23 protein-coding genes are annotated in these 25,047 nt (G+C 69.9%); 7 read left to right on the top strand and 16 right to left on the bottom strand.

Features of this window, described 5'->3' with window-relative positions; translation table 11 throughout:
• Positions 1-9: 9 nt before the first annotated feature.
• The 6 genes from ACFXK0_RS17475 to ACFXK0_RS17450 form a co-directional block, all read right to left on the bottom strand.
• A complete protein-coding gene (locus tag ACFXK0_RS17475; RefSeq protein WP_379411384.1) occupies positions 10-1,152 on the bottom strand; it encodes an acyl-CoA dehydrogenase family protein in 1,143 nt (380 codons plus the stop codon).
• Between the two features lie 19 nt (positions 1,153-1,171).
• The gene (locus ACFXK0_RS17470; protein WP_379411383.1) at positions 1,172-3,388 is read right to left on the bottom strand and encodes an MMPL family transporter; all 2,217 of its coding nucleotides are present in this window, start codon (positions 3,386-3,388) and stop codon (positions 1,172-1,174) included.
• A 28-nt stretch (positions 3,389-3,416) separates the two neighbouring features.
• Positions 3,417-3,854, bottom strand: a complete 438-nt coding sequence (locus ACFXK0_RS17465; RefSeq protein WP_379411381.1) for an SRPBCC family protein — start codon at positions 3,852-3,854, stop codon at positions 3,417-3,419.
• A gap of 26 nt (positions 3,855-3,880) precedes the next feature.
• Positions 3,881-5,119: an aminotransferase class I/II-fold pyridoxal phosphate-dependent enzyme gene (locus ACFXK0_RS17460; RefSeq protein WP_379411380.1), complete on the bottom strand. Its 1,239-nt coding sequence runs from the start codon at positions 5,117-5,119 to the stop codon at positions 3,881-3,883.
• Positions 5,120-5,430: 311 nt separating this feature from the next.
• Positions 5,431-6,183: an oxygenase MpaB family protein gene (locus ACFXK0_RS17455; RefSeq protein WP_379411379.1), complete on the bottom strand. Its 753-nt coding sequence runs from the start codon at positions 6,181-6,183 to the stop codon at positions 5,431-5,433.
• On the bottom strand, positions 6,180-7,826 hold the full coding sequence (locus ACFXK0_RS17450; protein WP_379411378.1) for an AMP-binding protein: 1,647 nt from the start codon (positions 7,824-7,826) through the stop codon (positions 6,180-6,182). Before ACFXK0_RS17450 ends, ACFXK0_RS17455 begins: the two co-directional genes overlap by 4 nt.
• Before the next feature lie 220 nt (positions 7,827-8,046).
• Here ACFXK0_RS17450 and ACFXK0_RS17445 point away from each other — a divergent pair, with 220 nt between their 5' ends.
• Together ACFXK0_RS17445 and ACFXK0_RS17440 are read left to right on the top strand one after the other, a co-directional pair.
• Entirely contained in the window at positions 8,047-8,943 is an 897-nt protein-coding gene (locus ACFXK0_RS17445) for an oxygenase MpaB family protein (protein ID WP_379411377.1), read from the top strand.
• A gap of 162 nt (positions 8,944-9,105) precedes the next feature.
• Positions 9,106-10,146, top strand: coding sequence for an oxygenase MpaB family protein (locus ACFXK0_RS17440; protein WP_379411376.1), 1,041 nt, complete (start codon positions 9,106-9,108; stop codon positions 10,144-10,146).
• A gap of 69 nt (positions 10,147-10,215) precedes the next feature.
• Here ACFXK0_RS17440 and ACFXK0_RS17435 read toward each other — a convergent pair whose 3' ends face one another.
• Entirely contained in the window at positions 10,216-11,358 is a 1,143-nt protein-coding gene (locus tag ACFXK0_RS17435) for a hypothetical protein (RefSeq protein WP_379411375.1), read from the bottom strand.
• Between the two features lie 10 nt (positions 11,359-11,368).
• Complete coding sequence (locus ACFXK0_RS17430) at positions 11,369-12,295, bottom strand: metal-dependent hydrolase (RefSeq protein WP_379411374.1); 927 nt, start codon at positions 12,293-12,295, stop codon at positions 11,369-11,371.
• Positions 12,296-12,427: 132 nt separating this feature from the next.
• Between ACFXK0_RS17430 and ACFXK0_RS17425 the strand changes: the two genes are divergently transcribed.
• Complete coding sequence (locus tag ACFXK0_RS17425; protein ID WP_379411372.1) at positions 12,428-13,042, top strand: TetR/AcrR family transcriptional regulator; 615 nt, start codon at positions 12,428-12,430, stop codon at positions 13,040-13,042.
• Here ACFXK0_RS17425 and ACFXK0_RS17420 read toward each other — a convergent pair.
• A complete protein-coding gene (locus ACFXK0_RS17420) occupies positions 13,014-13,844 on the bottom strand; it encodes an SDR family oxidoreductase (protein WP_379411371.1) in 831 nt (276 codons plus the stop codon). The genes ACFXK0_RS17425 and ACFXK0_RS17420 overlap by 29 nt on opposite strands.
• Positions 13,845-13,848: 4 nt before the next feature.
• Positions 13,849-14,628: a crotonase/enoyl-CoA hydratase family protein gene (locus tag ACFXK0_RS17415; RefSeq protein ID WP_379411369.1), complete on the bottom strand. Its 780-nt coding sequence runs from the start codon at positions 14,626-14,628 to the stop codon at positions 13,849-13,851.
• Positions 14,629-14,874: 246 nt separating this feature from the next.
• On the opposite strand from ACFXK0_RS17415, the gene ACFXK0_RS17410 reads away from it, so the two are divergent.
• The 3 genes from ACFXK0_RS17410 to ACFXK0_RS17400 all read left to right on the top strand — a co-directional run bounded on the left by ACFXK0_RS17410 (position 14,875) and on the right by ACFXK0_RS17400 (position 18,050).
• On the top strand, positions 14,875-15,294 hold the full coding sequence (locus ACFXK0_RS17410) for a YciI family protein (RefSeq protein ID WP_379411367.1): 420 nt from the start codon (positions 14,875-14,877) through the stop codon (positions 15,292-15,294).
• 11 nt (positions 15,295-15,305) lie between these two features.
• The gene (locus ACFXK0_RS17405; protein ID WP_379411366.1) at positions 15,306-16,592 is read left to right on the top strand and encodes an RNA polymerase sigma factor; all 1,287 of its coding nucleotides are present in this window, start codon (positions 15,306-15,308) and stop codon (positions 16,590-16,592) included.
• 93 nt (positions 16,593-16,685) lie between these two features.
• Positions 16,686-18,050 carry an MFS transporter gene (locus ACFXK0_RS17400; protein ID WP_379411364.1) on the top strand — a complete coding sequence of 455 codons (1,365 nt, stop codon included), beginning with the start codon at positions 16,686-16,688 and terminating at the stop codon, positions 18,048-18,050.
• Between the two features lie 4 nt (positions 18,051-18,054).
• On the opposite strand, the gene ACFXK0_RS17395 is transcribed toward ACFXK0_RS17400, so the two are convergent.
• From ACFXK0_RS17395 to ACFXK0_RS17370, 6 genes are read right to left on the bottom strand one after another with little or no spacing between them, the layout of a single operon-like run.
• A complete protein-coding gene (locus ACFXK0_RS17395; protein ID WP_379411363.1) occupies positions 18,055-18,531 on the bottom strand; it encodes a nucleoside deaminase in 477 nt (158 codons plus the stop codon).
• Entirely contained in the window at positions 18,528-19,508 is a 981-nt protein-coding gene (locus tag ACFXK0_RS17390) for an ornithine cyclodeaminase family protein (protein ID WP_379411361.1), read from the bottom strand. Before ACFXK0_RS17390 ends, ACFXK0_RS17395 begins: the two co-directional genes overlap by 4 nt.
• Before the next feature lie 26 nt (positions 19,509-19,534).
• Positions 19,535-20,461, bottom strand: a complete 927-nt coding sequence (locus ACFXK0_RS17385) for an ABC transporter permease (protein ID WP_379411360.1) — start codon at positions 20,459-20,461, stop codon at positions 19,535-19,537.
• Positions 20,458-21,606: an ABC transporter permease gene (locus ACFXK0_RS17380; protein WP_379411358.1), complete on the bottom strand. Its 1,149-nt coding sequence runs from the start codon at positions 21,604-21,606 to the stop codon at positions 20,458-20,460. The genes ACFXK0_RS17385 and ACFXK0_RS17380 overlap by 4 nt, the downstream gene beginning before the upstream one ends.
• Positions 21,603-23,162: an ABC transporter ATP-binding protein gene (locus ACFXK0_RS17375; protein WP_379411357.1), complete on the bottom strand. Its 1,560-nt coding sequence runs from the start codon at positions 23,160-23,162 to the stop codon at positions 21,603-21,605. Before ACFXK0_RS17375 ends, ACFXK0_RS17380 begins: the two co-directional genes overlap by 4 nt.
• 5 nt (positions 23,163-23,167) lie before the next feature.
• On the bottom strand, positions 23,168-24,160 hold the full coding sequence (locus tag ACFXK0_RS17370) for a BMP family protein (RefSeq protein ID WP_379411356.1): 993 nt from the start codon (positions 24,158-24,160) through the stop codon (positions 23,168-23,170).
• Between the two features lie 134 nt (positions 24,161-24,294).
• On the opposite strand from ACFXK0_RS17370, the gene ACFXK0_RS17365 reads away from it, so the two are divergent.
• On the top strand, positions 24,295-25,041 hold the full coding sequence (locus ACFXK0_RS17365) for a GntR family transcriptional regulator (protein ID WP_379411355.1): 747 nt from the start codon (positions 24,295-24,297) through the stop codon (positions 25,039-25,041).
• Positions 25,042-25,047: the final 6 nt, after the last annotated feature.

Genomic DNA, 25,047 nt, shown 5'->3' with positions numbered 1-25,047 from the left:
GATTGTCGGTCAGTCGCCGACCGGCAGCCGGAACGCGCCGGTGCGGTGGAAATCGAACAATCGTCCGGCGATGCTGCTGCGGGCCGGCGGGTGCAGCGCGAAGGCGTTCAGGCAGCCGGCCAGATACGCGACCTCGAAGTTCGCGCAGAAGGCCATCCCGCCCATCGCCTCGATCAGATCGGCCCCGACCCCGGGCAGGGTGTCCTGCAAGGCGTAGCGCAGGTGCATCACCCGGGCCGAGAGCGCGTCGCCACGGACCCCGGCGTCGAACTCGCGGCAGATGAGAGTCAGTGCGCTCCAGGCGGTTTCGATCGCCGAGACCGCCGAGGCGAAGGCCGCATGGTCGGTGCGGCCGCTGTCGAGACAGCGTTGCAGTAGCGCGGTGGCGGTGCCGAGGTAGGACGCGACGGTCAGCATGCCGAACCAGATGTAGCCGGTGCGCTCGTTCTCCCCGGTCGGGTCGGCCACGTCGTGGGCCACCACCGCGAGCGCGGGCAGCACCACGTCCTCGAGGATGATCTCCTCGCTCTCGGCGGCGCGCAGGACCGGGCTGGCCCAGAACGGCCGCACACTGACTCCCGGCGTCTCGGCCGGGACCATGGCGATGCCGCGGCCGCCGCCCTCGATGGCCACCGAGCACAGCACGATGTCCATCGAGCGCGCCATGCTGCACGGGCGTTTGCGGCCGTTGAGCACATAGTCCTCGCCGCGGGCCACCGCGGTCGCGGTCGGGGTGAACACACTGCCGCCGCCCGGAGTGCCCTCGGAGAACCCGGAGGCAATCAAAGCGCCTGTCGCGGTGAGGAATTGCAGGGCGGCGCGTTCGTCCTCGGTACCGGTGGCGGTGGCCTCGACGATGGTGGCGATGGACAGGTGGTGCATCATCGTCGCCACGGCCAGCGAGGGCGCGCGGGAGCCGAGCACCCGGTGGATCTGTGCCATCTGCTCGGCCGTCGCGCCCAGCCCGCCCAGGTTCTGCGGGATCGCCAGGCCGGGGCCGCCCGCCTCCTTGAACACCGCCAGGGCGGCGCCGCCGGGCTGTTCGAGCTGTTCGATCCCGGTGTCGCGCAGGTGTTCGGCCAGCGCGGGCAGGTATTCGGTCAGGACGCGCCATTCCTGGTCGAGCAGGGTGGGCGCGGTGAGGGTGGTCATCGGAAGTGACTCCTTGTCATCAGTGGGTGATCTCGAATCTGGTCAGCAGGGGACGCAACCGGGTGGGCGCCCACCAGTTCCAGGTGCCGGCCAGCCGCATGAACGCAGGCACCAGCAGCAGCCGGATGACGGTCGCGTCGAGCACGATCGCCAATGCCATGCCGACGCCGACCATCCGGTTCACCGCCACCGAGCTGAAGATCAGCCCGGAGAACGCGATGACCATCACCAGCGCGGCCGCGGTGATCACCCGGCCGCTGCGCGCGGTGCCGACGGCCACCGCGAGGTCGTTGTCGGCACGGGTGCGTCCCGAGGCGTCCCACTGCTGCTTGAACCGCGACAGCAGGAACACCTCGTAGTCCATGGACAGGCCGAAGGTGCTGGCGAACAACACGATCGGGATCGTGCAGACGGTGACGCCGGTGACCACGGTGCCGAAGCCGCCGAGGTGGCCCTCCTGGAACACCCAGACCAGCGCGCCGAAGCCTGCGGTCAGCGAAAGACAGTTGAGGACAATGGCTTTCAGTGGCAGCAGGACACTGCCGGTCATCAGGAACAGCAGCAGGTAGGCCGAGACGATGATCCAGGCCAGTGCGGGCAGGAAGCCGCGCGCGATCCCGTCGACGATGTCGGCGTTCTGCTGGGTCAGCCCGCCCACCAGTACCCCGGTGGGTGCGGGCACCGCGCGGACCTCTGCCAGCAACTGTTGTGCCTGTTCGGAATTCGGGTCGTACGGGGTGGCGAGCGCCAGGTAGGCCGGACCCGGCGTCGGCGCCACGGGCGCCCCCTGACGGGTGCCCATCAGGTAGGTGCCGGTGCTGCCGGTGACGGCCGTGACCCCCGGCAGCGCCGAGAGCCGGGCGGCGTAGGCGTCGACCTGGGCGGCGCGATCCACCGGCAGATCGGGCACGGCGAGATAGATGGTGCCCGCCAGCTGCACCGCGAAGTCTTCGCGCAGTGTGTCGCCCACCTGGTGGACGGCGTTGTCGGCGGGCAGTACCCGGTCGTCGGGCAGCCCGAACCGCATCCCGAGCGCGGGCAGGCCGAGCCCGACCAGCGCGGTGATCACGACCAGGCCCACCGCGACCGGCCTGCGCTGAGCGAAGCGCGCGATGCGATAGAGCCTGCTCTGTTCGATCGGGCCGTCCGGTGTGCGGCGTCGCTCGACGCGATGCCCGAACAGCACCAGCATGGCCGGCACCACGGTCAGCGCCAGCAGCACCGACAGACCCACCACGGCGATGCCGGCGATCGACATCGATCGCACGAACTGCAACGGGAAGAACATCGCCCCCAGCAGCGACAGCGCGAGGGTGAGCCCGGAGAAGACCACGGCACGCCCGGTCGCGCCGACGGCGAGCACGACCGCGACGGTGTGCTCGGTCCCCTCGTCGAGGTATTCGCGGAAGCGGGCGATGATCAGCAGCGCGTAATCGATCGAGAGCGCCAAACCCATGGCGGCGGTGGCGTTCACGGCGAACACCGACACCTCCGAGGTCAGCGACAACCCGGCCAGCAGGCCCACGGTGGCGCCGATCGCGACGAAGCCGGCCGCCACCGGAATCGCGGCGGCCACCACGCTGCGCAGCAGCAATGCCAGCACCAGCAGGCTCACCGGCAGGGTGAGCATCTCGGCGCGGGTGCCGTCCTCGGTCGCGGTGTGGTTGACCTCGTAGTAGGCCAGCGCCGGTCCGCCCGCGGCGACGGTGACCGCGCCGTCGGTGCCGGTGAAGGTTTCGGCGAGGCGATGCGCGGCGGTCATGGCCGCGTTGTCGCTGCCGCGCAAGCTCACCACGATCGCCCCGGTCGTGCGGTCCCGGCTGACCAACGCCGCGGTGTGCGCCCCGACATCCCACGGGGTGAGCACACCGGCCACCTCGGGGTCGGTGCGCAGCGTGTCGGCCAGCCGCCCGCCCGCGTCGGCGGTGGCGCCGCCGAGCGCGCTGTCGGGACCGGTGACGGTGAAGACCATCTGCATACTGGTCAGCCCGAACTCGTCGACCAGGACCGCGGCGGCCCGCGAGGACTCCGAGGCCGGGTCGACGAAGCCGCCCGCGGACAGCTTGTCGGTCAGGGTGGCGCCGAACGCTCCGCCGAGCAGCAGCGCGACCGCGGCGACGAGCAGGGTGAGCTTGGGGGTGCGCATCGCGACCCCCGCGAGGGCGCCGATGATCCGGCCCGGTGCGGGCGCGGGGGAGGCGGTGCTCGCGGGGGCCGCGGTGTCGGAAGTCGTCACGTCGTCGTGCTCCTCGACAGTGCGGTGCTCAGTTGCTCGCGGTGAACGCGGCGAGCTGGTCGAGACTCTGATCGAGTTGCTGGCGGCCGTGCTTCTCCAGCGTCCTGGCGAGGACCCCGGTGATCAGCGGCCCGGTGAACTCGCCCTCGACGGTGATGTCGGCGCCGCTGCCCGACGGCCGGATGTCGTAGGTGAACGCGCAGGTGAGCCCGGCCATCGCCCGCCCGCTGAGCCGGACCAGCCGGGCGGGTTCGACATCGAGCACCGTCCACTCGATATCGCCGTTCATACCGAGCATGGTGACCTTCGCGCAGACCTGCGCGCCGGGGCCGAGCTGTTCGGGTGCCTCGCCGACGAATTCGCGGTGGATGGTGAACCAGTGCTTCCAGGTCTGCGGCCTGGTGATGGTGCCGAAGAGCGCGGCGGGGTCGCCGGGGAGGGTCTTGGTGATCGAGATCGTGCCCATGAGTTCCTCTTTCGTTGTGGAGCGGGTCAGTGCGCGGCGAGTTCTTCGCTGTGCGAGTAGGTTTCGGCGATCGCGTCGGCGACACGCGCGAGATCGTCGGCGGTGTGCTCGGCCTGCACACACAGGCGCAGTAGCGGTTGCCCCATCCGGACGCCGGGAAAGACGCTGATGCCGATGAAGATCCCGCGTTCGAACAGCGCGTTCCACTGTTCGATGAGGGCCACCTCGTGGCGGACCGGGACCGGCACGATCGGGCCGACGAGCTCGGTGCCCCACGGTGTCGGGGTGACGCCGTGTACCGGGATGCCGCGCGCGAGCAGCCCGTCGCGCAGGAAGCGGGCGTTCACCAGCAGCCGCTGGGCCAGTTCGGCGCCCTCGGCGGAGCGGATGATCCGCACCGCGGCCAGCGCCGCCGCCACCGAGGGCGGGGTCGCCGAGGTGGTGAACTGGTAGCCGCGGGCGTGGGTGCGCAGGTAGTCGATCAGGTCGCGCCGGCCGGCCACATAGCCGCCGATGGAGCCGATGCCCTTCGACAGCGTGCCCATCCGGACGTCCACCGCGTCGGTGACGCCGTAGAGCTCGACCGCGCCGGTGCGGTCGGCACCGAAGATGCCGGCACCGTGCGCTTCGTCGACCATGAGCAGCGCGCCGAACTCACCGCACAGCGCGGCGATCGTATCCAGCGGCGCGACATCGCCTTCCATCGAATAGACGCTGTCGATCACCACGAAGCACGGCCGGCTGGCCGCCGCTGTCAGGTGTTCGCGCAGGTCGGCGGGGTCGTTGTGGGCGAAGCGGCGGACTTCGGCGCCGGAGAGCTTGGCGCCGTCGTGCAGGGAGGCGTGCGCCGACCAGTCCAGGATGACGGTGTCGCCGGGCCGTGCCAGCACGCTGACGGTCCCGACATTGGTCTGGTAGCCGGTGGTGACGATCATCGCCGCTTCGGTGCCGTGCCAGTCGGCCAGTTCGGCCTCGAGCTCGGTGTGGACGGCGTAGCTGCCGTTGGCGACCCGGCTGCCGGTACTTGCCGCGCCGTAGCGGTCGATCGCGGCGTGCGTGGCGGCGACGACCTTCGGGTGATTGGCCAGGCCGAGATAGTTGTTGGAGCTCAACATGATTCGCGACATCCCGCCGACCTGGACGTGTGTGGTGGTCGGGGACTGCATGGTGCGGAAGATCGGTGCCCGGTCGACCTCCTCGAGGCTCTGCACGAGCAGGCGCATGCCGGCGAACTCGATGCGGTCACTGAAATTGACAAGGGTCATCGGACTCCTCAGGAAGCGGGGTGACAGGTCCGCCCGAGCAGCAGTGGTCGGCGGCGGGGAGTGCTCGAAGAACGGCCGTCGGATTTCGGCCCGCAACCCCCCCGTTGGTGACTCGATCTTGGCATGCTCCGGTGCCCAGCGCAAGAGTTAAGTTACTGATCATTCTGGCTGTGAACTCTGCCAGAGTGGGTATTTATTGAGGTAAGACGTTTGTATGTGAATGTATGTTGCTGATAATTCTGGCAGGTGATCGAGACGTAGAGACGACGATGGCCCCGGTGGTCGCCGGGGCCATCATGGTTCTGGTCGGGTCAGTGACGCGCTTGCGAGATGATCCGGATGCGGCGCGGTGCCGTCGCCGAACCGGCGCGCGTGGCCGCGGCGAAGGTGCGCAGTGCGGCCGTATCCGTGGCCCGGGGCGTCAGCCCGTAGAGCTCGGCGGCGCGCTCGTGCTGCACCGCCCGCACCACGCCGGTCGGCACGCGCCGGACGATCCAGGCATCGGGACGCAGCACCTGGCCCGCCAATTCGCGTGCGGCCGGGGTCATCCGGAGTTCCTCGCGGCAGGCCCGGGCGAAGTGCGCGGTGAATTCCGGCCAGCTAGCCGGCAGCCGGCGATCGCTGATCCCGAAGCTGCGGTACCACCGGCAGCACTGGTCGTACAGCTCGGCTCTGGACTCGTCGGTCAGGGGCGGCCCGAAGACCTCGGCCGCGGTCATGAGCGTGTCGACATACGTCGCGTGCTGGAACAGGAAAGTGTCGGGATGCAGGGCGTGATAGCGGCGGCCGAGGTCGTCGACACCTTTGATGTGCTCGTGCGCGAAGCGGATCGCGGCGGCGGTGTCGTGGTCGGCGCAGGCCAGGTAGATCATCTGCAGCACCGCGCGTTTCTTGTGCTCCCACAGGCGCATCGGTGAGTGCTCGACGAGGGCGGGGGCGATGGCGGGATGCAGGACCTGCAGGCCGACCGCGCGCGGCAGCATCAGCAGGAACCGGCGATCACCCAGCCGCTCGCGCAGCAGCGCGCCCGCCGCGGGCTGCTGGGGCGAGGGCAGCTGGGTCACCGTCGATCGCTGCCTTCCAGCCGGTTCCGCAGGACCTTCCCGGTGCCATTGCGCGGCAGCCCGCCGACGAAGATCACCTCGCGGGGGACCTTGTGCCGGGCGAGGGTGCGCTTGACGTAGTCCTTGATCTGCGGCTCGGTGCAGGTGGCACCCGGCGCGCGCACCACGAACGCGCGCAGGCGCTGCCCGAATTCGGCGTCGGCCACCCCGATCACCGCGGCTTCGAGGATGTCGGGGCGTTCGACGAGCAGGTTCTCGACCTCGAGCGGATAGACGTTCTCGCCACCGGAGACGATCATGTCGTCGTCGCGGCCGTCGATGAACAGCAGGCCGTCCTCGTCGAAGTGCCCGAGATCGCCGCTGGAGTGCATGCCGTCGACGATCTCCTTGCCGGTGCCGTCGGTGTAGCCGGCGAAGCTGAGCGCACTGGCCACGAACAGGGTGCCGACCACGCCCGGCGTGGTGATCCGGCAGCGGTTCTCGTCGTAGATCGCGACCCGGCAGCCGACCGGCGGACGGCCCACAGTGCCCGGCGCCGCGCGCAGATCCTGGGGCGTCGCGACCGCCGCGACGGCGACCTCGGTGGAGGCGTACAGGTTGTAGAGCACATCGCCGAAATGCAGTGCGGTGCGCCGGCTCAGATCCGGCGACAGCGCCGAGCCCGCCGAGAAGATGACCCTCAGTGCGGAGGTGTCGTACTCGGCGAGCACCGCCGGGTCCAGGTCCACGATCCGCTGCAACATGGTCGGTACCAGGACGAGCGCGCTCGCGCGATGCCGGTCGACCGCGGCCAGGGTGCGGACGGGGTCGAAACGGTCAGCCAGTACCACCACGGTGTTGCCCAGCGCCCAGCCCAGGATCAGCTGGGACAGGCCGGTGCCGTGGAACAGTGGCGCGGCGAGCACGATCGTGCTCGCCTTGGGCAGCGGGATGCGGTCCAGGAACTGGGCCGACTGCAACGGTGAAACCTTGCCGCGCGGAGCACCTTTCGGTGTTCCGGTGGTGCCGCTGGTGAGCACGACGATGCCGCCGGGGTCGGCCGGTGGGGTCAGCGGCAGGGCCGAGCGCCAGGCCGCGATGCCGTGGATCGTGGGCAGGCCGCGCGGGTTCGTCTCGCCGGCGCGGGTGAGCACGATCGGCAGCTCCGCCGGGAGGTCGTCGAACAGGTCGGCGAACTCGGCGTCGGCCAGCAGCATGCCGATCCGTTCGCGCTCGAGCACCGCGGTCAGCTGCGGACCGGCCATGCCGGTGTTGAGCAACACGATGCGCGCGCCGATCTTGCCCGCGGCCAGCAGAGACAGGACGAAGCCGCGATGGTCGCGGCAGAGCGCGCCGAGGACGCTGCCCGGCGTGACGCCCTCGGCGGCGAGGCCGTTGGCCAGCCGGTTGGACGCCTGATCGAGCTGTTCGAAGCTGATCGGTCCGCGGTCGTCGATGAGCGCGGTGGCCGAACTCGCGCCGCGGGTGGCGTGTGCCAGCGTGGTGACGACGGGGCCGAGGGTGGTGGCATCGCGCGCGGTGCGGACCAGCTCGAGCGGGTGCCGCAACTCGATCGCGCCGCGCCGGTGCAGAACGAGGGCGGCGGACAGGGCGTCGGCTACGGCACGCACGACGGCGGTCGGCGCGGAGGGGGCGGACGGCACGGGTACCTCCGGGGATGTGGGTGATGGGAAGAGCTGTCGGGGCGAGCGCCGACGCATCGAAAGCGAGCATATCCTGTGAGAGAATTGTTAGTAACTTATTGACATGAAAGTGCAAGTGGAGCACCTCGCGCAGTCCGGCGCCAGAGGGCTGGTTACGGAATCTGCGGTAACTTATTGACCGGCCGGTCGTTGTGCACCGTAAGAAGCAATGAGAGTATGAGTGTATGAATCTCTCATCAATGGTGATCGGGGGTCGGTCGTGACCCGCTCGGAGCAGCTGGCGAGCCCGCAGGACGAGGCCGCCGACCTGGCGCGCAGGCGTCGCTATCTCACCGGCTTCGGCGCCGCGCTCGGCGGTCCGGCCAATGTGATCATGCAGCTGAGCCTGCCGCCGGTCGGCCGGGGCGTGGTGGAGAGCGTGGTCGAGTCGGGCAGTTTCACCGCGCATCCGGTCAAGCGCGCCAGGACCACGCTCACCTATCTGGCCGTGGCGATGGTCGGTGACGAGCAGGATCGCGCCGCGTTCCGTGCCGCCGTCGGCACCGCGCACCGTCAGGTCCGCTCGGGTCCGGACAGCCCGGTCCGCTACAACGCCTTCGACCCGAAGCTGCAGCTCTGGGTGGCCGCGTGCCTGTATCGCGGCACGCTGGATTCGCTGACCTGGCTCAACGGCGAACTCGACGAGGACTTCGCCGACGAGTTGTACCGTGACAGCGCCCGATTCGGGACGACGCTGCAGGTGCCCGACGCGCTCTGGCCCGCCGACTGCGCCGCGTTCGCGCAGTACTGGGACTCGATGGCGGAGAGCCTGTCCTTCGACGGCGAGGTGCGGGCCTACCTGCTCGACCAGGTCGTCGGCCTCGGTCCGTATCGCAGGCGCACCCGGTTCGTGTTCGGCCGGGCGAACCGGTTCTTCACCACCGGGTTCCTGCCCCAGTGGTTCCGCGACGAACTGGGTCTGGACTGGAGTCCGCGCAGGCAGCGGGTCTTCGAGCTGCTGCTGCGCACGGCGGGGCGCTTCCTGGCGGTCATGCCGGAGTCGGTGCGGATGCAGCCCTTCGACTTCTATCTTGCCGACATGCGCAGGCGCCGGGGACGCGGCCGGAACCTCATCTAGCTGATCGAGCGTCCGTTCGTCGGGGGCGGACGCTCGACGCAGTAGTGAACCAACACCAACTTATGTGCGGGCACTTTGGTGGAAACCACGTACCAACCGTGAGAATCGTCGGTAACATAGTGCTACAACCGGGGGCGCGGACACCTCTGGGAAAGGATGACGATGACCACGGCGACGAAGCCCGGCGAACCCGACTACAGCGATCCGAACAGCGAAGGCTACGTGGAGGAGGGGCCGGGTCCACAGTGGCAGGCCGGGCAGTGCCCGGTCACCGGATCCGGTGGGGGACCGGTCGCGGCGCAGCGCAGGGCACCGGTACCGGCGCAGCTCACCGAGGAACTGACGCTCGATCGGGTGCGCATCCACATCCCCGACACCTACCGCTCCCCGCGCAAGAAGCCCGCGCAGCTGGCCGACTCGCTGGACTTCTGGATGTTCGCCGGCGCCGCGGCGAATGTGGCGATGCAGTTCGCCCACCAGGGCGTCGCGGCCGGTGTGATGGAGAGTCAGGTCGAATCCGGCGCGCTGATGGTGCATCCGTGGAAGCGGTTGCGCACCACGGCGGCCTACCTCGCGACGGCGGTGCTCGGTACCGACGAGGACAAGAAGGCCATGCGCGAGGCCGTCAATGTCGCGCATCGTCAGGTCAGGTCGCGGCCGGGCTCGAAGGTCAAGTACAACGCCTTCGACCGCCACCTGCAGATGTATGTGGCCGCGGCCATCTACATCGGCTTCGAGGACACCCACCAGATGCTGCACGGCAAGATGTCGGCCGAGGAGCTGGAGGCCTTCTATCAGGGCGCCGACACCTTCGGCACCACCTTGCAGGTGCATCCCGACATGTGGCCCAAGACCCGCGCGGACTTCGACGCGTACTGGCTCGAGGCCTGCAAGGGCGTGGTGTGCGACGACGAATTCCGTGCCTACATCGACGATCTGCTGCATCTGCGGATGGTCGCCTGGCCGCTGCGGATCGTGGGCGGCGGGCTGCTGCAGTTCCTCACCGCCGGCTTCCTGCCGCCGCACTTCCAGGAGCAGATGGGCGTCGAGTGGAGCGAGTCGGACCAGCGCCGCTTCGAGCACCTGTTCCTGTTCGTCGGCTTCGTCAACCGCTTCATCCCGAAGTTCATCCGGTTCGCGGGCACGCACACGATGATGCGTGATGTGCGCCGCCGCATCCGTAAGCAGAAGGCGCTCATCTGAGCTGCCGCGGCACGGACGCACTCGCCTCGCCGATCGTGGCGCGCGAGGCGAGTGCGTGGGGGGAGAGCGCTACCCGGTGACGGCGGCCGCCTCCGTCGCCGGGGTGCTCGGCCGGGTGCGCGGCAGTGTCACCGTGGCCAGCACCGACAGGATCGCGACGGCGAAGCAGGCGATCGTGTACCAGAGATTGCCGATCGGGTCGCCGTTGCCGGTCTCGCCGTCGACGGCGTCGAAGAAGTCGGGCAGCGAGGCCAGCCAGAGGCCGGCGAACACGACCAGATACACGACGCTGTAGATCTGCACGAACCGGTCCACGTACTCCGGTTCCGCCGTTCCGGCGCGCAGGCTCCGCCACTGCCGGACCATCACCGTCGCGCCGACCACGATCAGCACCGCCAGTTCCAGCGCGTAGACCACGCCGCGCACGGTGTCACCCGCCAGGCCGATGACGGTCGCGGGCAGCGGGAGCAGGAAGGTGCCCACCGAGGCCAGCAGGCCGATGACGACGGTGCGCCAGGTCAATTCGACACCGGTGAACCGCCGGCCCGCGTCGACGTGCCTGCCGACGAAGTACTGCACGCAGAAGGCCAGCGACATCGGCCACAGCGCCGCGAAGACCACCACGCTGCCCATCGGCACCGAGTCGAACATGGGCTGGTTGATCGGGTTGTCGACGGTCCATTCCCACCAGCGCAGCTGCGGGCCGAGGTGATCGAAGATCTCGTAGAACGCGTGGTGCACGAAACCGACACAGGTGGCGCCGATCAGCACGCCGTAGCGCCGGAAGATGCCCAGCATCCGGACCAGGCCGAAGGCCAGCGTCGCCATCAGCGGATAGATCGCGACGATGTAGAGGGGCAGGCGCCCCCAGAGGAAGTCGACGGTGAACACGTTGTGCGCGAACATCGTGTCGACGTGTTCCTCGATGCCGAACGCGGCCGGGAAGTACAGCGGCGGTTCGATGATGAACAGGTACGCCGTCGCGCCGAACCACAGCACCAGATTGGTCGGGTCGCCGTGGCGGCGCAGCCGCACGATCGCGTACCACAGGGCCAGCACGGCGCCCACGATGATGGTGAGTTCCAGGACCGGCAGGGTCCAGTTCTCCAGGGCGAACGGACTGCGGAATTCGACGAGACCGCCGGCTTCCTCGCAGGAGAAGCCGAGCTCGTTGGCAAGTTCGGCGAAGGTGGTCGAACAGTGTTCTGCCATGGTGGCGCTCCTAGGAGTTCACGGAATCGGCGGTGTACCACCGGGTCACGTCGTAGCCCTCGTCGTAGCGGCGGAACCACTCGTCGGCGAGCGCGGGCAGATTCTCGTGCGCGGGATTGTGCCGGGGCATCTGGCTGCGGATGATGCCGCCCAGGGCGACCAGCTGTTCGCCCAGGCCCAGATCGTCGAAGGCGCGCGGCATGGTCCCGTTGTCGGCGGGCTTCAGGCCGGGCAGCCAGCGGCGCAGGGTCTGGCCGCGGCGGTAGTTGGCGAACATCGACAGCGCGTCGACCTGCCGATCCTCGAGGGGCACATGCTCGTTGAAGCCCTCGCAGGCCACCCGGATCACCTGCAGCACGTGCCGGAAGATCGAGGCGGCCACCCGCATCCGGTACACCTCGCTGTTCACCACCGAGTTGAAGATGATCAGCGCCGAACTGCGGTGCTCGACCTCCTCGACGAAGTGCCAGATGAACAGCGAGGCCACCCGGTCGTCGCCGGGGGCGAACAGGGTCTTGTCGTTGTCGAGCATCAGCTTGAAGACCGGGGTGAAGGTCGCCTCGAGGTCGGCGGTGTAGGCCAAGCGGTACTTCACCGGGGTGTTCGCGGTGAGCTTGTCGAACTCGCCGATCACCGCGTCGAGGGTCTGCTGCAACCCGGGGTAGCGGCGGATCAGCGCCTTCACGTGCTGCCGGTGGGCGGTGGAGTGCTGGCCCTCCTGGCGCATGAACGCGTCGGCCTCCTCGGCCACCTCGGGGTCGGTGATCTGCGGCTTCGCCTGGGTGATGAGCTGCACGATCATCTTCTCGAAGCCGATCGCCAGGAAGGAGACGGCATTGGCCATCGAGGAGAAGGCGGGGTTGGCCGGGTTCCACAGGAACGGCACGTCGTAGTCGGAGAAGGCGAAGTCCATTTTGCGGACATGAAGGTCGGTCACGGTGGTGTACCTCGTCGGTCGGGCGCGCGGAGTGCTGCTGGGATATCAGGGCAATCATACGAATGACCCTTCGAGTGTATGATCACTTTCGGGGAATTCGCTGTGACCTGCGGTTGTGCTAGCGTCCAGTCGATGGCGCGTAGACGTGGGTGGGGCGGTAGTCCGCCGGGTGACGATGCGGAGGCTTCGCGCCGGATCATCGGTGCCGCAGTCGAACTCATCGGCCGCACCGGGGCCGAGATCAGCATCGCCGACGTCGCGGAATCCCTCGGCGTCATCCGGCAGACCGTCTACCGGTATTTCCCCAGCGCCGACGCGCTGATGACGGCGGCGGCCATGGCCTCGGTCGATGATTTCCTCGACCGGCTCGCCGCGCACGTGCGCGGTCTCGGCGATCCGGCCGAGGCGATGACCGAGGCGGTCGTCTACACCCTCACCGAAGTCCGCCGGACTCCGCACCTGGGCATCCTGCTGTCGAGTTCCTACAGCAACGCCCACACCGACAGCCTCACCTCCGACGAGGCCCAGGCCTTCGGCATGACCATGATCGGGCGCTTCGACGTCGACTGGGCCGCCGCGGGATACGACGAGGCCGCGCTGCGCGAACTGGTCGAATACGTGCTGCGCACCATGCAGTCGTTCTTCCTCTCGCCCGGCGATCCGCCGCGTAACGAGGACGACCTGCGTCGCTACCTGCGCCGCTGGATGGGCACCGCGATCAGGGCGCAGGCGCTGGACCCGCGCTGAGATCGTCGAGCGCGGTGCCGACATCGGGGCCGCACAGCCGGTGGCGCACACTGCGCAGCACCAGCCGCAGCGGGCGCGGGCAATCCGGCGGCGCGGATTCCCGATCGGTCGCGACGATCCGGGCGGGAGCGCCGAGCCGGTCGCGGACCCGGGTCATGAGTTCGTAGCGACTCACCGTCTCCGCGCCGGCCAGATGCACCACGCCGGATTCGTCGGCCAGCGCCGGCAGGGCGGGCGCGAGCCAGGGCAGATACAGCGGATTGGACACGATGTCGGTGCGGGCCTGGATCGACGGTGCCGAGAACCGCGCCAGGAACTTGTCCGAGCGGGGGCTGCGGCCGTAGACCAGCGGCAGGCGGATCACCAGGTGGCGGCCGCCGGCCAGCACCAGGTGCTCGGCGGCGGCCTTCGTATGTCCGTAGACATTGATCGGTGCGGGCGTGGCGGTTTCGTCGTAGTGGTCGTGGGTGCCGTCGAAGACATTGTCGGTCGAGAAGTACACCAGTTTCGCGCCAGCGGCCTCGACGGCGTCGAGCAGCGCGGGCAGCGGGGCGACATTGGCCGCGTGCGCGGCATCGGGATCGCGTTGCGCGGCGGCGAGATCCACGACACCCGCGGTGTGGATCACCAGATCGACACCGCGCGTGAGGGTTTCGCGGACAGCCCGGTGGTCGGTGAGATCCAGCGCGGTCAGGCCGGACCCGCCGCGGCGGCTGGTCCCGGCGACCTCGTGGTGGGCGCCGAGCTGCGCGTGCAACGCGCCGCCGACGAAACCCGAGGCGCCGAGGACCAGGATCCGCATCGGCTCAGCGCGCCTGCCATTCGGGCTTGCGCTTCTGGGCGAAGGCGAGGGTGCCCTCGCGGACGTCCTCGGTCGCGGCCACCGCGACGATCTCGCGGTTGCTATGGTCCCAGGACGCGTCGTCGGCGAGCTTGCCCTCGACCAGGCCCAGGGCCACCCGCTTGCTGGCCTGCACCGCCAGCGGGGCGTTGGCGGCGATCCGGTTCGCCAGCTCGAGCGCGGTATCGAGCACCTGATCGGCGGGCACCACCCGGTTGATCAGGCCCAGTTCCAGCGCGCGGGCCGCGGTGATCGGCTCACCGGTCAGGATCATCTCCATGGCGACCTTGCGCGGCAGCTGCTCGGGCAGCCGGAACGCCCCACCCGCGGCGGCGAACAAGCCGCGCGCCACCTCGGGCAGGCCGAAGGTGGCGGTCTCGGCGGCGACGGCGAGGTCGCTGGCGAGCACGAGTTCGGTGCCGCCGCCGAGGGCGAAACCGTTCACCGCGGCGATGGTCGGCTTGCTGATCGGGTGGCGCACGTAACCGGCCAGGTTCCACTCCTCGTGCCCGGGAGCCAGAATCGACTCACCACGCCCGAGCGCCTTGAGGTCGGCACCCGCGCAGAAGGCGCGATCGCCGGCACCGGTGATGATCACCGCGCGCACCGCCGGATCGGCCTCGGCCTGCTCGAGCGCGGCGCCCACCTCGGCACTGACCTCGGCATCGACCGAATTCATGGCCTGCGGCCGGTTGATGACGATGACCAGCACATGCTCGCGCTGCTCGACGAGGACTGCGCCCACGAATCGACTCCTTTTGTCCGGTGACGGCCCGCCGGGTAGGACGGGCCCCTTCGACATCTACCACGACAGCCCCGGCGACAAGCCGTTCGTCCCGGTCACCGGGCCCGTGGAGGGTTCGCGTCGTAGGCTGCGGGAACTCGCGAAAAAAGAATTCGGCCCGGTGTCGATCTGTGCCGGTGCCCGTTCGACCTAGGGATGAACACCGGGCCCGGCCGTCGGGTCCGCACCGATCCGAGGAGACAGACCATGAAGTACATGCTGATCATGCGCTCGACCGACGAAGCCTGGGCCGCCATGGCCGACGTCGACTTCGACGAGATGCTCGAGACCATGGGCAAGTTCAACGACGAGCTGATCAATGCCGGGGTGCTGGTGGCCGCCGAGGGCCTCGACGACGCGGCCGAGGGCGTGGTCGTCGACTACTCCTCGGAGACCCCGGTGGTGACCGACGGGCCCTACGGCGAGACCAAGGAACTGTTCGGCGGGTACTACATCCTCAACGTCGCCTCCAAGGAGGAGGCCGTCGAGTGGGCCAAGCGGATGCCCTACGCCGCTGCCGGTACCAAGACCGAGATCCGCCGGGTGTCCAGCATCGATGAATTCCCGCAGGACAATATCTGGATCCAGAAGGAACGGGCCTGGCGCGAGGCCACCGGCCAGCTCTGAACCGCGCACCGATGACCGACCACCCCGGCCGGGAAGCCGTCGTCGCCGTCTGGCGCATCGAATCGGCCCGGATCGTCGGCGCCCTCGCCCGCTACACCGGCGACTTCGCCATGGCCGAGGATCTCGCGCAGGAGGCGCTCGCCGAGGCACTGGTGACCTGGCCGCGCGAGGGCGTGCCACGGCATCCGGCCGGGTGGTTGCTCACCGTCGGGCGGCGGCGCGCGATCGACGCGTTCCGCCGCCGTGCCGCCCTCGACGACCGCTACGCCGCCCTGGCCGGCGGACTCGGCGAGGGCGGCGTCCTCACCGGCGGTCCGGCCGCCGATCCCGTGCGGGCGGCCGAGGAGGTGCTGTGGGATCCGGATCAGATCGACGACGACGTGCTCGCGCTGATCTTCATCTCCTGCCACCCGGTGCTCTCCCGGGAGGCGCGCCTGGCACTGACCCTGCGGGTGGTGGGTGGTCTGACCAGCGACGAGATCGCCCGGGCCTGCCTGGTGCCGACCGCCACCGTGCAGGCCAGGATCACCCGGGCGAAGAAGACCCTCGGCGCGGCGCGGATCGCCTTCGAGGTGCCGCCCGCGGCCGAGCGCACTGCCCGGCTGAGCTCGGTGCTCGGCGTGATCTACCTGATCTTCACCGAGGGCTCCTCGGCCAGCACCGGCCGCGATCTCATCCGCGTCGATCTGGCCGGGGAGGCCCAGCGCCTCGCGCGGGTGCTGTCGCGGTTGATGCCCACCGAACCCGAGGTCTTCGGGCTGCTCGCACTGCTGGAACTGACCGCGGCGCGGTTTCCCGCGCGCACCGGTCCCGACGGGGAGCCGGTGCTGCTCGAACAGCAGAACCGGCGGCGCTGGGACCGCTCGGCGATCCGGCGTGGCCGGGCCGCGCTGGTCAAGGCCGGACAGGTCGGGCGGGGGCTCGGCGCATACGGGCTGCAAGCCGCGATCGCCGAGTGCCATGCCGTCGCGCCCTCGGTGGAGGCGACGAACTGGGATCGGGTGGTGTTGCTCTACGAAGCGCTGGGCCGGCTGGCGCCCTCCCCGGTGGTGGAGCTGAACCGGGCGGTGGCGGTGTCGATGGCCAGCGGACCGGCGGCGGCGCTACCCCTCGTCGACGAGCTGGTCGCCGGGGGAGCGCTGGCGAGCTCGCATCTGCTGCCGAGTGTGCGCGGGGAACTGCTCACCCGCCTCGGGCGGGTCGCGGAGGCCCGCACCGAGCTGACCGCGGCCGTGCGGCTGTGCGGCAACGAGCGTGAGCGTTCGGTACTGACCGGGAAACTCGACGCGCTCGGCTGATCAGCGCGGACCACGGCGTACCTGTCGGACTCGTAACGTTTTGTTCGCCGACCGCCCGGGTAGCCCGAAGAGGCGACGACGAGAGGTTTGTGCATGTCACAGGAATCGAAATCGGTGCTGCACCGGGCCATCGGTGCATCGGCGATCGGGAATGCGGTCGAATGGTTCGACTACGGTGTCTACGCCTATCTGGCCACCTATATCGCCACATCCCTGTTTCCTGGCGACGGCGATTCCGGCATGGTGTACACGCTGCTCGGTTTCGCGCTGTCGTTCCTGATCAGGCCCATCGGCGGGATGATCTGGGGTCCGCTCGGCGACCGGATCGGGCGCAAACGGGTACTGGCGACCACGATCATTCTGATGGCCGGTTCGACCGTGGCCGTCGGGCTGATTCCGAGTTTCGAGATGATCGGTATCGCCGCGCCGATTCTGCTGTATCTGCTGCGCATGATCCAAGGACTTTCCGCCGGCGGTGAATACGGTGGCGCGGCGACTTTCATGGCCGAATATTCGCCCGATCGGCGGCGCGGATTCTATGGCAGTTTCCTCGAAGTCGGCACGCTCGCCGGATTCACCCTCGGCAACCTGGTGGCCCTGCTGCTGGTGAATGTGCTCGACGACACCTCGATGCATTCGTGGGGTTGGCGCATCCCGTTCCTGATCGCCGGACCGCTCGGCCTGATCGGCATGTACCTGCGCAGCCGGGTCGAGGACACCCCGGTCTTCCGCGAGGTCGAGCGCAACGACGAGACCGAGAAGGCCGTCGGGGTCTACCGCGACCTGCTGACCCGGTACCTGCGCCCGGTGCTGACCCTGTTCGGCCTGGTGATCGCGCTCAATGTGGTCAACTACTCGCTGCTGAGCTACACCCCGACCTACCTGGGCTCGGCACTGGGCATGGCCGAGTCCGACGCGCTGCTGGTCCCGCTGATCGGGCAGGCCGCCATGCTGTTCACGCTGCCGCTGCTGGGTGCGCTGTCGGACCGGATCGGGCGCAGGCCGATGTGGATGTTCTCCTGCGCGGCGATGATGATCGCGGTGATCCCCGTCTATCACCTGATCGGCACCTCGCTGACCGGCGCGATCATCGGCTTCGCGATCCTGGGACTGCTCTACGCGCCACAGCTGGCGACGATCTCGGCGACCTTCCCGGCGATGTTCCCGACGATCGTGCGTTTCGCCGGTGTCGCGATCGGTTACAACGTGGCGACCTCGATGTTCGGCGGCACCGCGCCGGTGATCAACGAGGCCGTCATCGGCGCCACCGGCGATCATCTCGTCCCGGCCTACTACATGTTCGGCGCCTGCCTGATCGGCCTGATCGCGTCGTTCTTCCTGATCGAGACCAAGGGCGTGTCCCTGCGCGGCACCCAGGTCCCCGGCACCCCCGAAGCGATCGAGGAGCAGCGGGAACTGGGCGACCTGCCGGAACCGGACCTGATACCGGTGAAGTGAGCCGTTACCCCTCGACTGCGGCGCGGAAGACGGCGAGCGCTTCCTCGCCCAGATGCGGTCCGCTGACCTCGACCGGCAGCGTCGAACCGGCGACGATCTCGGCGCAGGTGAGCGAGAAGCTCGGACTGCCGGGCAGGATCTGCCCGAACTCGGCGGCGGCCGCGGCGAACACGATCCGCCCGACCTGCGCCCACACCATCGCCGCCGCGCACATCGGGCACGGCTCGCCGCTGGCGTAGACGGTGGCCCCGCGCAGCGCCGCGGCCTTGCCCGCGGCGGTCGCCACGGTGATCGCGACGAGTTCGGCGTGGGTGGTGACGTCGCCGGTGGTGTTGACCGCGTTCACGCCCTCCGACAGCACGGTGCCGTCCGAGCCGACGGCGACGGCGCCGAAGGGACGGTCGCCGAGCGCCGAGGCCTGACCGGCGAGTTCGATGGCGCGACGCAGATGGGTGCGGTCGATGTCGGTGAGTGCGGTCATTGGCTGAGATCCACTTCCGTTCCGATGCCGTTGGTGCGTGCGTTGTCGATGAGCAGCCGGGCGGTGGCCAGATCCTGCAGGCCGATCCCGACCGAGTTGAACAGGGTGATCTCGCGGTCGCTGCCGCGCCCGGCGGCCCGGCCCGCGATCACCTCGCCCAGTTCGGTGCCCACCGTCGCCTCGGTGATCGCTCCCTCGGCGAGGGCCAGCAGCGTGTCACCGGACTTGGTGAGCGTGGTCGCGACCGAGTCTACGACCACTCGCGCCCGGCTCATCGCCACGCCGTCGACCTCGCGGTGATCGGCGCGCGGCGGGGCGCCGACCGCGTTGACGTGCAGTCCCGCACCGAACCACGCGCCGCGCACGATGGGCTCGCGCGACGGAGTGAGCGTGCACAGCACATCGGCCGCGCGGGTCACCGCCTCCGGCGACGCCAGTGCGCGCACGTCCAGGCCGAGGTCGTCGACCGCGGCGCGGAAGCGTTCGACGGTGGCGGCCGTGCGCGACCACACCAGTACCGTCCGCAGCTCCCGCACCCGGGCGATCGCGCGGGTGTGCTCGACGGCCAGGCCACCCGCCCCGACCAGTCCGAGAATCGAACTGTCCTGGCGGGACAGGTGTTTCGTGGCGACCGCGCTCGCCGCGGCGGTCCGGACGGCGGTGACCAGGCGGCCGTCGATCAGCGCCTCGCAGGCGCCGTCGGCCGCGGAGGTCACCACGATCACCGAACGCTGCACCGGCAGGCCGCGTTCGCGGTTGGCCGGCAGGTCGGCGAGCAGTTTCACCGCGGCCGCGCCCGCGGTCTCGGCGGCGGCGACCATCGGCACGAACGCGGCGCCGCCCAGCGTCATCGCCGGAGGTGCCGGGACCAGCGCGGTGCCCAGCGCGAGGTCGGTGTGCGCGCGTTCGACCGCGGCGAGCACCTCCGCGCGGTCGAGCACGGCGGCCACATCGGAATGCGACAGGATCAGAGTCAACGAGGCTCCTCGAGAGCAGGGGCGGGTCAGGACGTGCGGGCGAAGGCGACGGTCAGGTCGCGCGGTGAGCGGCTGTTGCCGACCAGGCCGCTGACGGCGACGATCGCGATCAGGTAGGGCAGCATCACCAGCAGGGCGAAGGGCACATCGACCCCGAGCGCGGGCAGGGCGAATTGCAGCGCCTGGGCCAGGCCGAAGAAGACCGAAGCCCAGATCACGCCCAGTGCGCGCCAGCGGCCCGCGATCACCGCGACCACGGCCAGATAGCCGATGCCGCCGGTCATGTTGTCGCTGAAGGAATGCACTTCCGACAGCGCCAGTTGCGCGCCGCCGAGCCCGGCGGCGAACGCGGCGAGCAGGACACAGCCGTAACGCACGGCGCGTACGGACAGTCCGGTGCGGTCGGCGGCGACGGCGTCCTCGCCGATCGCGTCGATGACCAGGCCGAGTTTGGTCCGCCGGGAGAACACCACCGCCAGCACCGCGACCACGAGCAGGCACAGATAGCCCAGCGCGGTCTGCCCGAACAGGGCGGGCCCGAGTACCGGGATGCGGTGCAGCAGTGGGATTTCCAGCGCGTCGAAGCCGGGCACGCGGTGGCCCTTGCCGTCGGCGAGCAGCAGCCGCGCGCCATAGGTGGTGGCGCCCAGGGCGAGCGCGTTGCTCGCGATACCGACGACGATCTGGTCCGCGCGCAACCGGATACTCCAGATCGCTTGCAGCGCACCGAAGATCAGCGCCGCCAGTACCGCGGTGAGCGCGCCGAGCACCGGCGAACCGGTGCCGACCGCGCCGAGCACCCCGGCGAAGGCGCCGGTCAGCATCATCGCCTCCAGGCTCAGATTCAGCACGCCGGCGCGTTCGCTGACCAGTTCGCCGCTGGCGGCGACGAGAATGGGCAGGGTGAAACCGATACCGCTGGTGGCGATGTCGGTGACCGTGTCGAGGCTCATCGCGGCGCTCCTGCCAGGTCGGGGGAATCGGAATTGTCGGCCGCGTCGTCGCGCGCCCGCGCGGCCGGTTCGGACCGGCGGGCCGTTCTGGTCCAGATCGCGGCGCCGGCGATGAACACGATCATCAGCGACTCGACGACCGCGATGGTCGAGGCGGGCACATCGGCGGCCAGCTGCAGATTGATCCCGCCGGAGACCAGGAAACCCAGCAGCAGCGAGACCGCGACCACCGCGGCCAGCGACCCGCGGGCCAGCAGGCCGACGACCAGCCCGGAGAAGCCGTAGCCGGAGGACACGCCCTCGGCCAGCACGAACGGTGCCGTCGCCACCAGCAGGCCACCGGCCACCCCGGAGCACGCCCCCGCCGCCGACAGGCTCAGGAAGCGCAGCCGTCCGACCGGCAGGCCGAGCCGCGCGGCCGCGTCCGGGTTGAGCCCGACCGCGCGCAGCCGGGTGCCGAGTCCGGTGCGGCGCACCAGGATCGCGGTGCCGAGCGCGGCGACCAGCGCGATCCAGAGTGCGATCGTCGCGGGGGAACGTTCGATGCCCAGCAGCGGCAGGTGCGCGGCCGGTGTCAGCGGCGCGGACTGCGGCAGGGTCTCCGAGGAGGTCACCGGCTGGCGCAGCAGCGCGGGCTCGTGCACCACGAGCAGCACCAGCGCCAGACCGACGAAGTTGAGCAGCAGCGTGGTGATGATCTCGCTGGTGCCGCGCCGGACCCGCAGATACGCCGCGATCGCCGCCCACAGCCAGCCGGCGGCCGCTGCGCCGAGCAGCACGGCGGGCAGAGTGATCGCGGCGGGCAAGCCGGTGAGGGTGGTGCCGATCGCGGTGGCCGCGATGGCGCCCGCGCAGATCTGGCCCTCGCCGCCCACGTTCACCAGACCGGCGCGATGGGCGATGGTGAAGCCGACCGCCACCAGCATCAGGGTGGCCGCGACATTGAGCGAGGCGCCGACGGCGTAGTTGCTGCCGAACATGCCGTCCCACAGCGCGGTCATCGTCGCGCCGGGCGCCGCACCCGCGATGCCGGCCAGGATCAATCCGGCCACACCGGCGGCGAGCACGGCCGCCACGGCGACCACCAGCGGATGATGCACCCACGGGTGCGCGAACAGGCGGCGCAGGCCGGTTGTCGCGGTCATGCCGACACCCCCATCATGAGTTCGCTGATCTGTTGTGCCGCAGCGGGATCGGCCGTCGTCACCGGGCCGGTGAGGGCGCCGCGGTAGGCGACGAAGACCCGATCGCACAGGGCGAGCAGTTCGGGTACCTCGCTCGACACCACCAGCACCCCGCATCCGTCGGCGGCGGCGCGGCGCAGCTGGGTGAGCACGAAATCGACGGCGCCGATGTCCAATCCACGGGTCGGCTGCGCGGCCACCAGACAGCGCAGGTTCGCCGCGGAGAGCTCGCGGGCCAGTACCACCTTCTGCTGGTTGCCGCCCGAGAGCGCGCCCATCCGCACCCACGGTCCCGCCGCGCGCACATCGAAACGCGCCAGCTCGGCCTCGGCGGCGCGGGTCATGGCCCGCTTGTCGAGCAGCCCGAACCGGCGGAAGCGGCCGAGCTGCCCGAGGAAGAGGTTCTCGGCGATGCTCATGTCGGCGACCATGCCGTCGCGGTGCCGGTCCTCGGGCACCACGCCGAGACCGAGCGCGGTGCGGGTGGCGGGCCGGGCGGTGGTGATGTCGGTGCCGTCGAGGGTGACGGTGCCGTGTTCGGCGGTGGCGCCGCCGGCGAGGACCGCGACCAGTTCGCTCTGGCCGTTGCCCTCGACTCCGGCGATCCCGACGATCTCGCCGGGACGCACCCGCAGGCGCACCTCGTCGAGCGCGGTGCTGCCGTCGGCCCGCCGCAGACTGAGCCCGTCCACCGACAGCACCGGCGCGCGATCCGAAACATCCTGGGCCGCTGCCCGTTTCGGGGCGGGAGCCACGGTGTCGACGCCGAGGGTGGCGGCCACGGTCGGGTCGAGGTCGGCCGCGGTGCGCCCGACCATGGCGGTGAGCAACCCCGCGATGGAGGTGTTCGACATCCGTCCGCCGCCGGCGACCGTGCCGCGGCGCAGCACGGTCGCGGCATCGGCCACCCGGGCGACCTCACCGAGCTTGTGCGTCACCAGCACCACCGCCTTGCCGTCGGCGGCCACCGCGCGGCAGGTGTCGATCAGCGCATCGATCTCGGCCGGATCGAGGACCCCGGTCGGCTCGTCGAGCAGGATCAGCGCCGGATCGCGTAGCAGCGCCTTGACGATCTCGACCTTCTGCCGCGCGCCGACCGGCATGGTCGCCACCCGCTGTTCCGGATCGACCCGCAGGCGGTACCGGCGCGCGATCTCGTCGAGCCGGTCGGTGAGTTCGGCGCGCCGCATCCGCAGCCCGTGCTGGGTGAGCAGCAGGTTCTCCCCGACGGTCATGGTGGTGACCAGGCTGAAGTGCTGGTGCACCATGGCCACGCCGGCGGCCATCGCGGCGGCGGGGGAGTCGGGCCGGAATTCGGTGCCGCCCAGCAGCATTCGTCCGGTGTCGGGCCGGTAGCCGCCGAAGACGAGATTGCACAGGGTCGATTTGCCCGCGCCGTTCTCGCCGAGCACGCAGTGGACGGTGCCGGATTCGACGGTGAGGTCCACCCCGTGCAGGGCGCGTACGTCACCGAAGCTCTTGCCCACGTCCCGCAGGGTCAATGCCGGAGTGCTCATGATCGTCAGTACGGCTCGACCGCGCCGGTGGACAGGGCGGTCTTCGCCTTTGCCAGCGCGTCGACGACCGCGGCATCCTTGCTGCACAACACGAAATCGGTGCCCTCGTTGGGCGAGGTGAGCCCGAACTGCACGTTCTCGGCCTTCCACGTGTTGTCCAGGGCGGCCCGCACCGCGTACTCCACCTCGGCGCCGATGTCGGTGTGCACATAGCCCAGGTAGACCGGGTTGGTGCAGTCACCGGGGATCGGGCCGCCGACCATGGTGGCGTTGGACTGGGTCGCGGCCTGTTCCATGCCCGCCTTGCCCAGGTTCACGATCTGGCCCAGCACGCCGGCCCCCGCACCGTAGTCGGCCAGCGCGGCCTGTTTGGCCTTGGCCGGGTCGTTGAAGTCGCCGACGTACTGCGGGGTGAGCACCTGCACCTCCGGCGCGGCGAAGCGCGCGCCGTTGCCGAAGGCGTTGGCGGCGTTGACGATCGCGGGCAGCTCGACACCGCCGACGAAGGCGACCGCGCCGCTCTTGCTGCCCGCCGCGGCCACCGCGCCGCTGAGGAATTCGGCCTCGGCCTGCTGCGGGTCGTAGTAGGCGAGGTTGGCCAGCGGCACGGCGTCGGCGGGGCCGCCGATCTCGACGAACTTCACCTCCGGGAACTGCGGGGCGACCTTGCGCACGTCGGCGTCGGTCTGCCCGCCGAGGGAGATCACCAGGTCGTTGGTGGTGGCGAAGCGGACCAGGGCCTGCTGGTAGTCGCTGGCGGCGACCTGTTCGACCTTGCTGAGTTCCACCCGGTCGCCGAGCTGTTCGGCGATGCGCTGATAGCCCAGGTAGCCCGATTCCATGAAGCCGGTGTCCGACAGCGAGCCGGGGAAGAACACGCCGACCTTCAGCTTGCCGCCGTCGGCGGTGGTGCCGGAGGATCCGCAGGCCGACAACAGGGCGGCGGCGGCGAGAGCGGCCGAGCCGACGGCGAGCGCGCGCCGAGTGGACTTGTGCACGGGGAACTCCTTGATCGAACGAACCGCTCGCTTAGCGGTATACCGTTAAGTGTCAGCCTGCGGCCCGCAGATGACGGGCGGATTACCGAAACGTAAGAAACGGTCGCATCGCAGGCCGGGCTACCGTGGGAACTGTGCAGCAGGGGAAGGACGGTGCGGTGACGTCGGAATCGGCGAAGAAATCGCTGCGGGATCAGGCCTACGAGGAGCTTCGCGACCGGATCATCGATCTGCGCCTGAGCCCGGGCCAGCGCCTGGTCGAGCGCGACCTCGCCACCGAGCTGGCGATCTCGCGGATCCCGCTGCGCGAGGCATTGCAGCTGCTCGAACGCGAGGGCCTGGTCGTCATCGTGCCGCGGCAGGGCGCCATCGTCGCCCCGTTCACCGTCGCCGATGTGCGCGATCTGTTCGACGTGCGCGAGAGCCTCGAAGTGCTGGCCGCGCGACTGGCCGCCGAACGCGCCGACGCGGGCGATCTGGCCGCGCTGCGTGCCCAGCTGACCGCGGCCCGGCAGGCCACCGCGCGCGGTGACGAGGCGGCCATCGCCGCGGCCAATGCCGGCTTCCACGCGGTGATCGTCGAAGTCTCGGGCAATCCGCTGCTGCAATCACTGCTGCGGCCGCTGGAATCGCGGGTGCGCTGGCTGTTCCACCTGACCAAGGAGCGCGATCCGGGCATCCAGTGCGACGAACACGAGGACCTCTACGCCGCCATCGCCGCCAACGACCCGGACGCCGCCGCCGAAATCGCCTATCGCCATGTGGCATCCGGTCGCGAACCGAGCCTGGCGCTCTCGGCGCAGTGGTCCATGCCCGACATCGACCCGGTCACCGCCACCCGCACCCGGCAGCGCGCGACCCAGCGGGACAGATCCGCCTGAGCGGAC

Origin of the sequence: Nocardia sp. NPDC059177 (genome assembly GCF_042755165.1) — a bacterium.
Taxonomy (GTDB): Bacteria; Actinomycetota; Actinomycetes; order Mycobacteriales; family Mycobacteriaceae; genus Nocardia.
This window is presented reverse-complemented; position numbering and strand designations above follow the sequence as displayed.

Bases quoted from the DNA above. Each gene is read 5' to 3' on its own strand.
- ACFXK0_RS17475 (WP_379411384.1), bottom strand. From the start codon at position 1,152: ATGACCACCCTCACCGCGCCCACCCTGCTCGACCAGGAATGGCGCGTC.
- ACFXK0_RS17465 (WP_379411381.1), bottom strand. From the start codon at position 3,854: ATGGGCACGATCTCGATCACCAAGACCCTCCCCGGCGACCCCGCCGCG.
- ACFXK0_RS17460 (WP_379411380.1), bottom strand. From the start codon at position 5,119: ATGACCCTTGTCAATTTCAGTGACCGCATCGAGTTCGCCGGCATGCGC.
- ACFXK0_RS17440 (WP_379411376.1), top strand. From the start codon at position 9,106: ATGACCACGGCGACGAAGCCCGGCGAACCCGACTACAGCGATCCGAAC.
- ACFXK0_RS17435 (WP_379411375.1), bottom strand. From the start codon at position 11,358: ATGGCAGAACACTGTTCGACCACCTTCGCCGAACTTGCCAACGAGCTC.
- ACFXK0_RS17425 (WP_379411372.1), top strand. From the start codon at position 12,428: ATGGCGCGTAGACGTGGGTGGGGCGGTAGTCCGCCGGGTGACGATGCG.
- ACFXK0_RS17420 (WP_379411371.1), bottom strand. From the start codon at position 13,844: ATGCGGATCCTGGTCCTCGGCGCCTCGGGTTTCGTCGGCGGCGCGTTG.
- ACFXK0_RS17410 (WP_379411367.1), top strand. From the start codon at position 14,875: ATGAAGTACATGCTGATCATGCGCTCGACCGACGAAGCCTGGGCCGCC.
- ACFXK0_RS17405 (WP_379411366.1), top strand. From the start codon at position 15,306: ATGACCGACCACCCCGGCCGGGAAGCCGTCGTCGCCGTCTGGCGCATC.
- ACFXK0_RS17400 (WP_379411364.1), top strand. From the start codon at position 16,686: ATGTCACAGGAATCGAAATCGGTGCTGCACCGGGCCATCGGTGCATCG.
- ACFXK0_RS17395 (WP_379411363.1), bottom strand. From the start codon at position 18,531: ATGACCGCACTCACCGACATCGACCGCACCCATCTGCGTCGCGCCATC.
- ACFXK0_RS17385 (WP_379411360.1), bottom strand. From the start codon at position 20,461: ATGAGCCTCGACACGGTCACCGACATCGCCACCAGCGGTATCGGTTTC.
- ACFXK0_RS17380 (WP_379411358.1), bottom strand. From the start codon at position 21,606: ATGACCGCGACAACCGGCCTGCGCCGCCTGTTCGCGCACCCGTGGGTG.
- ACFXK0_RS17375 (WP_379411357.1), bottom strand. From the start codon at position 23,162: ATGAGCACTCCGGCATTGACCCTGCGGGACGTGGGCAAGAGCTTCGGT.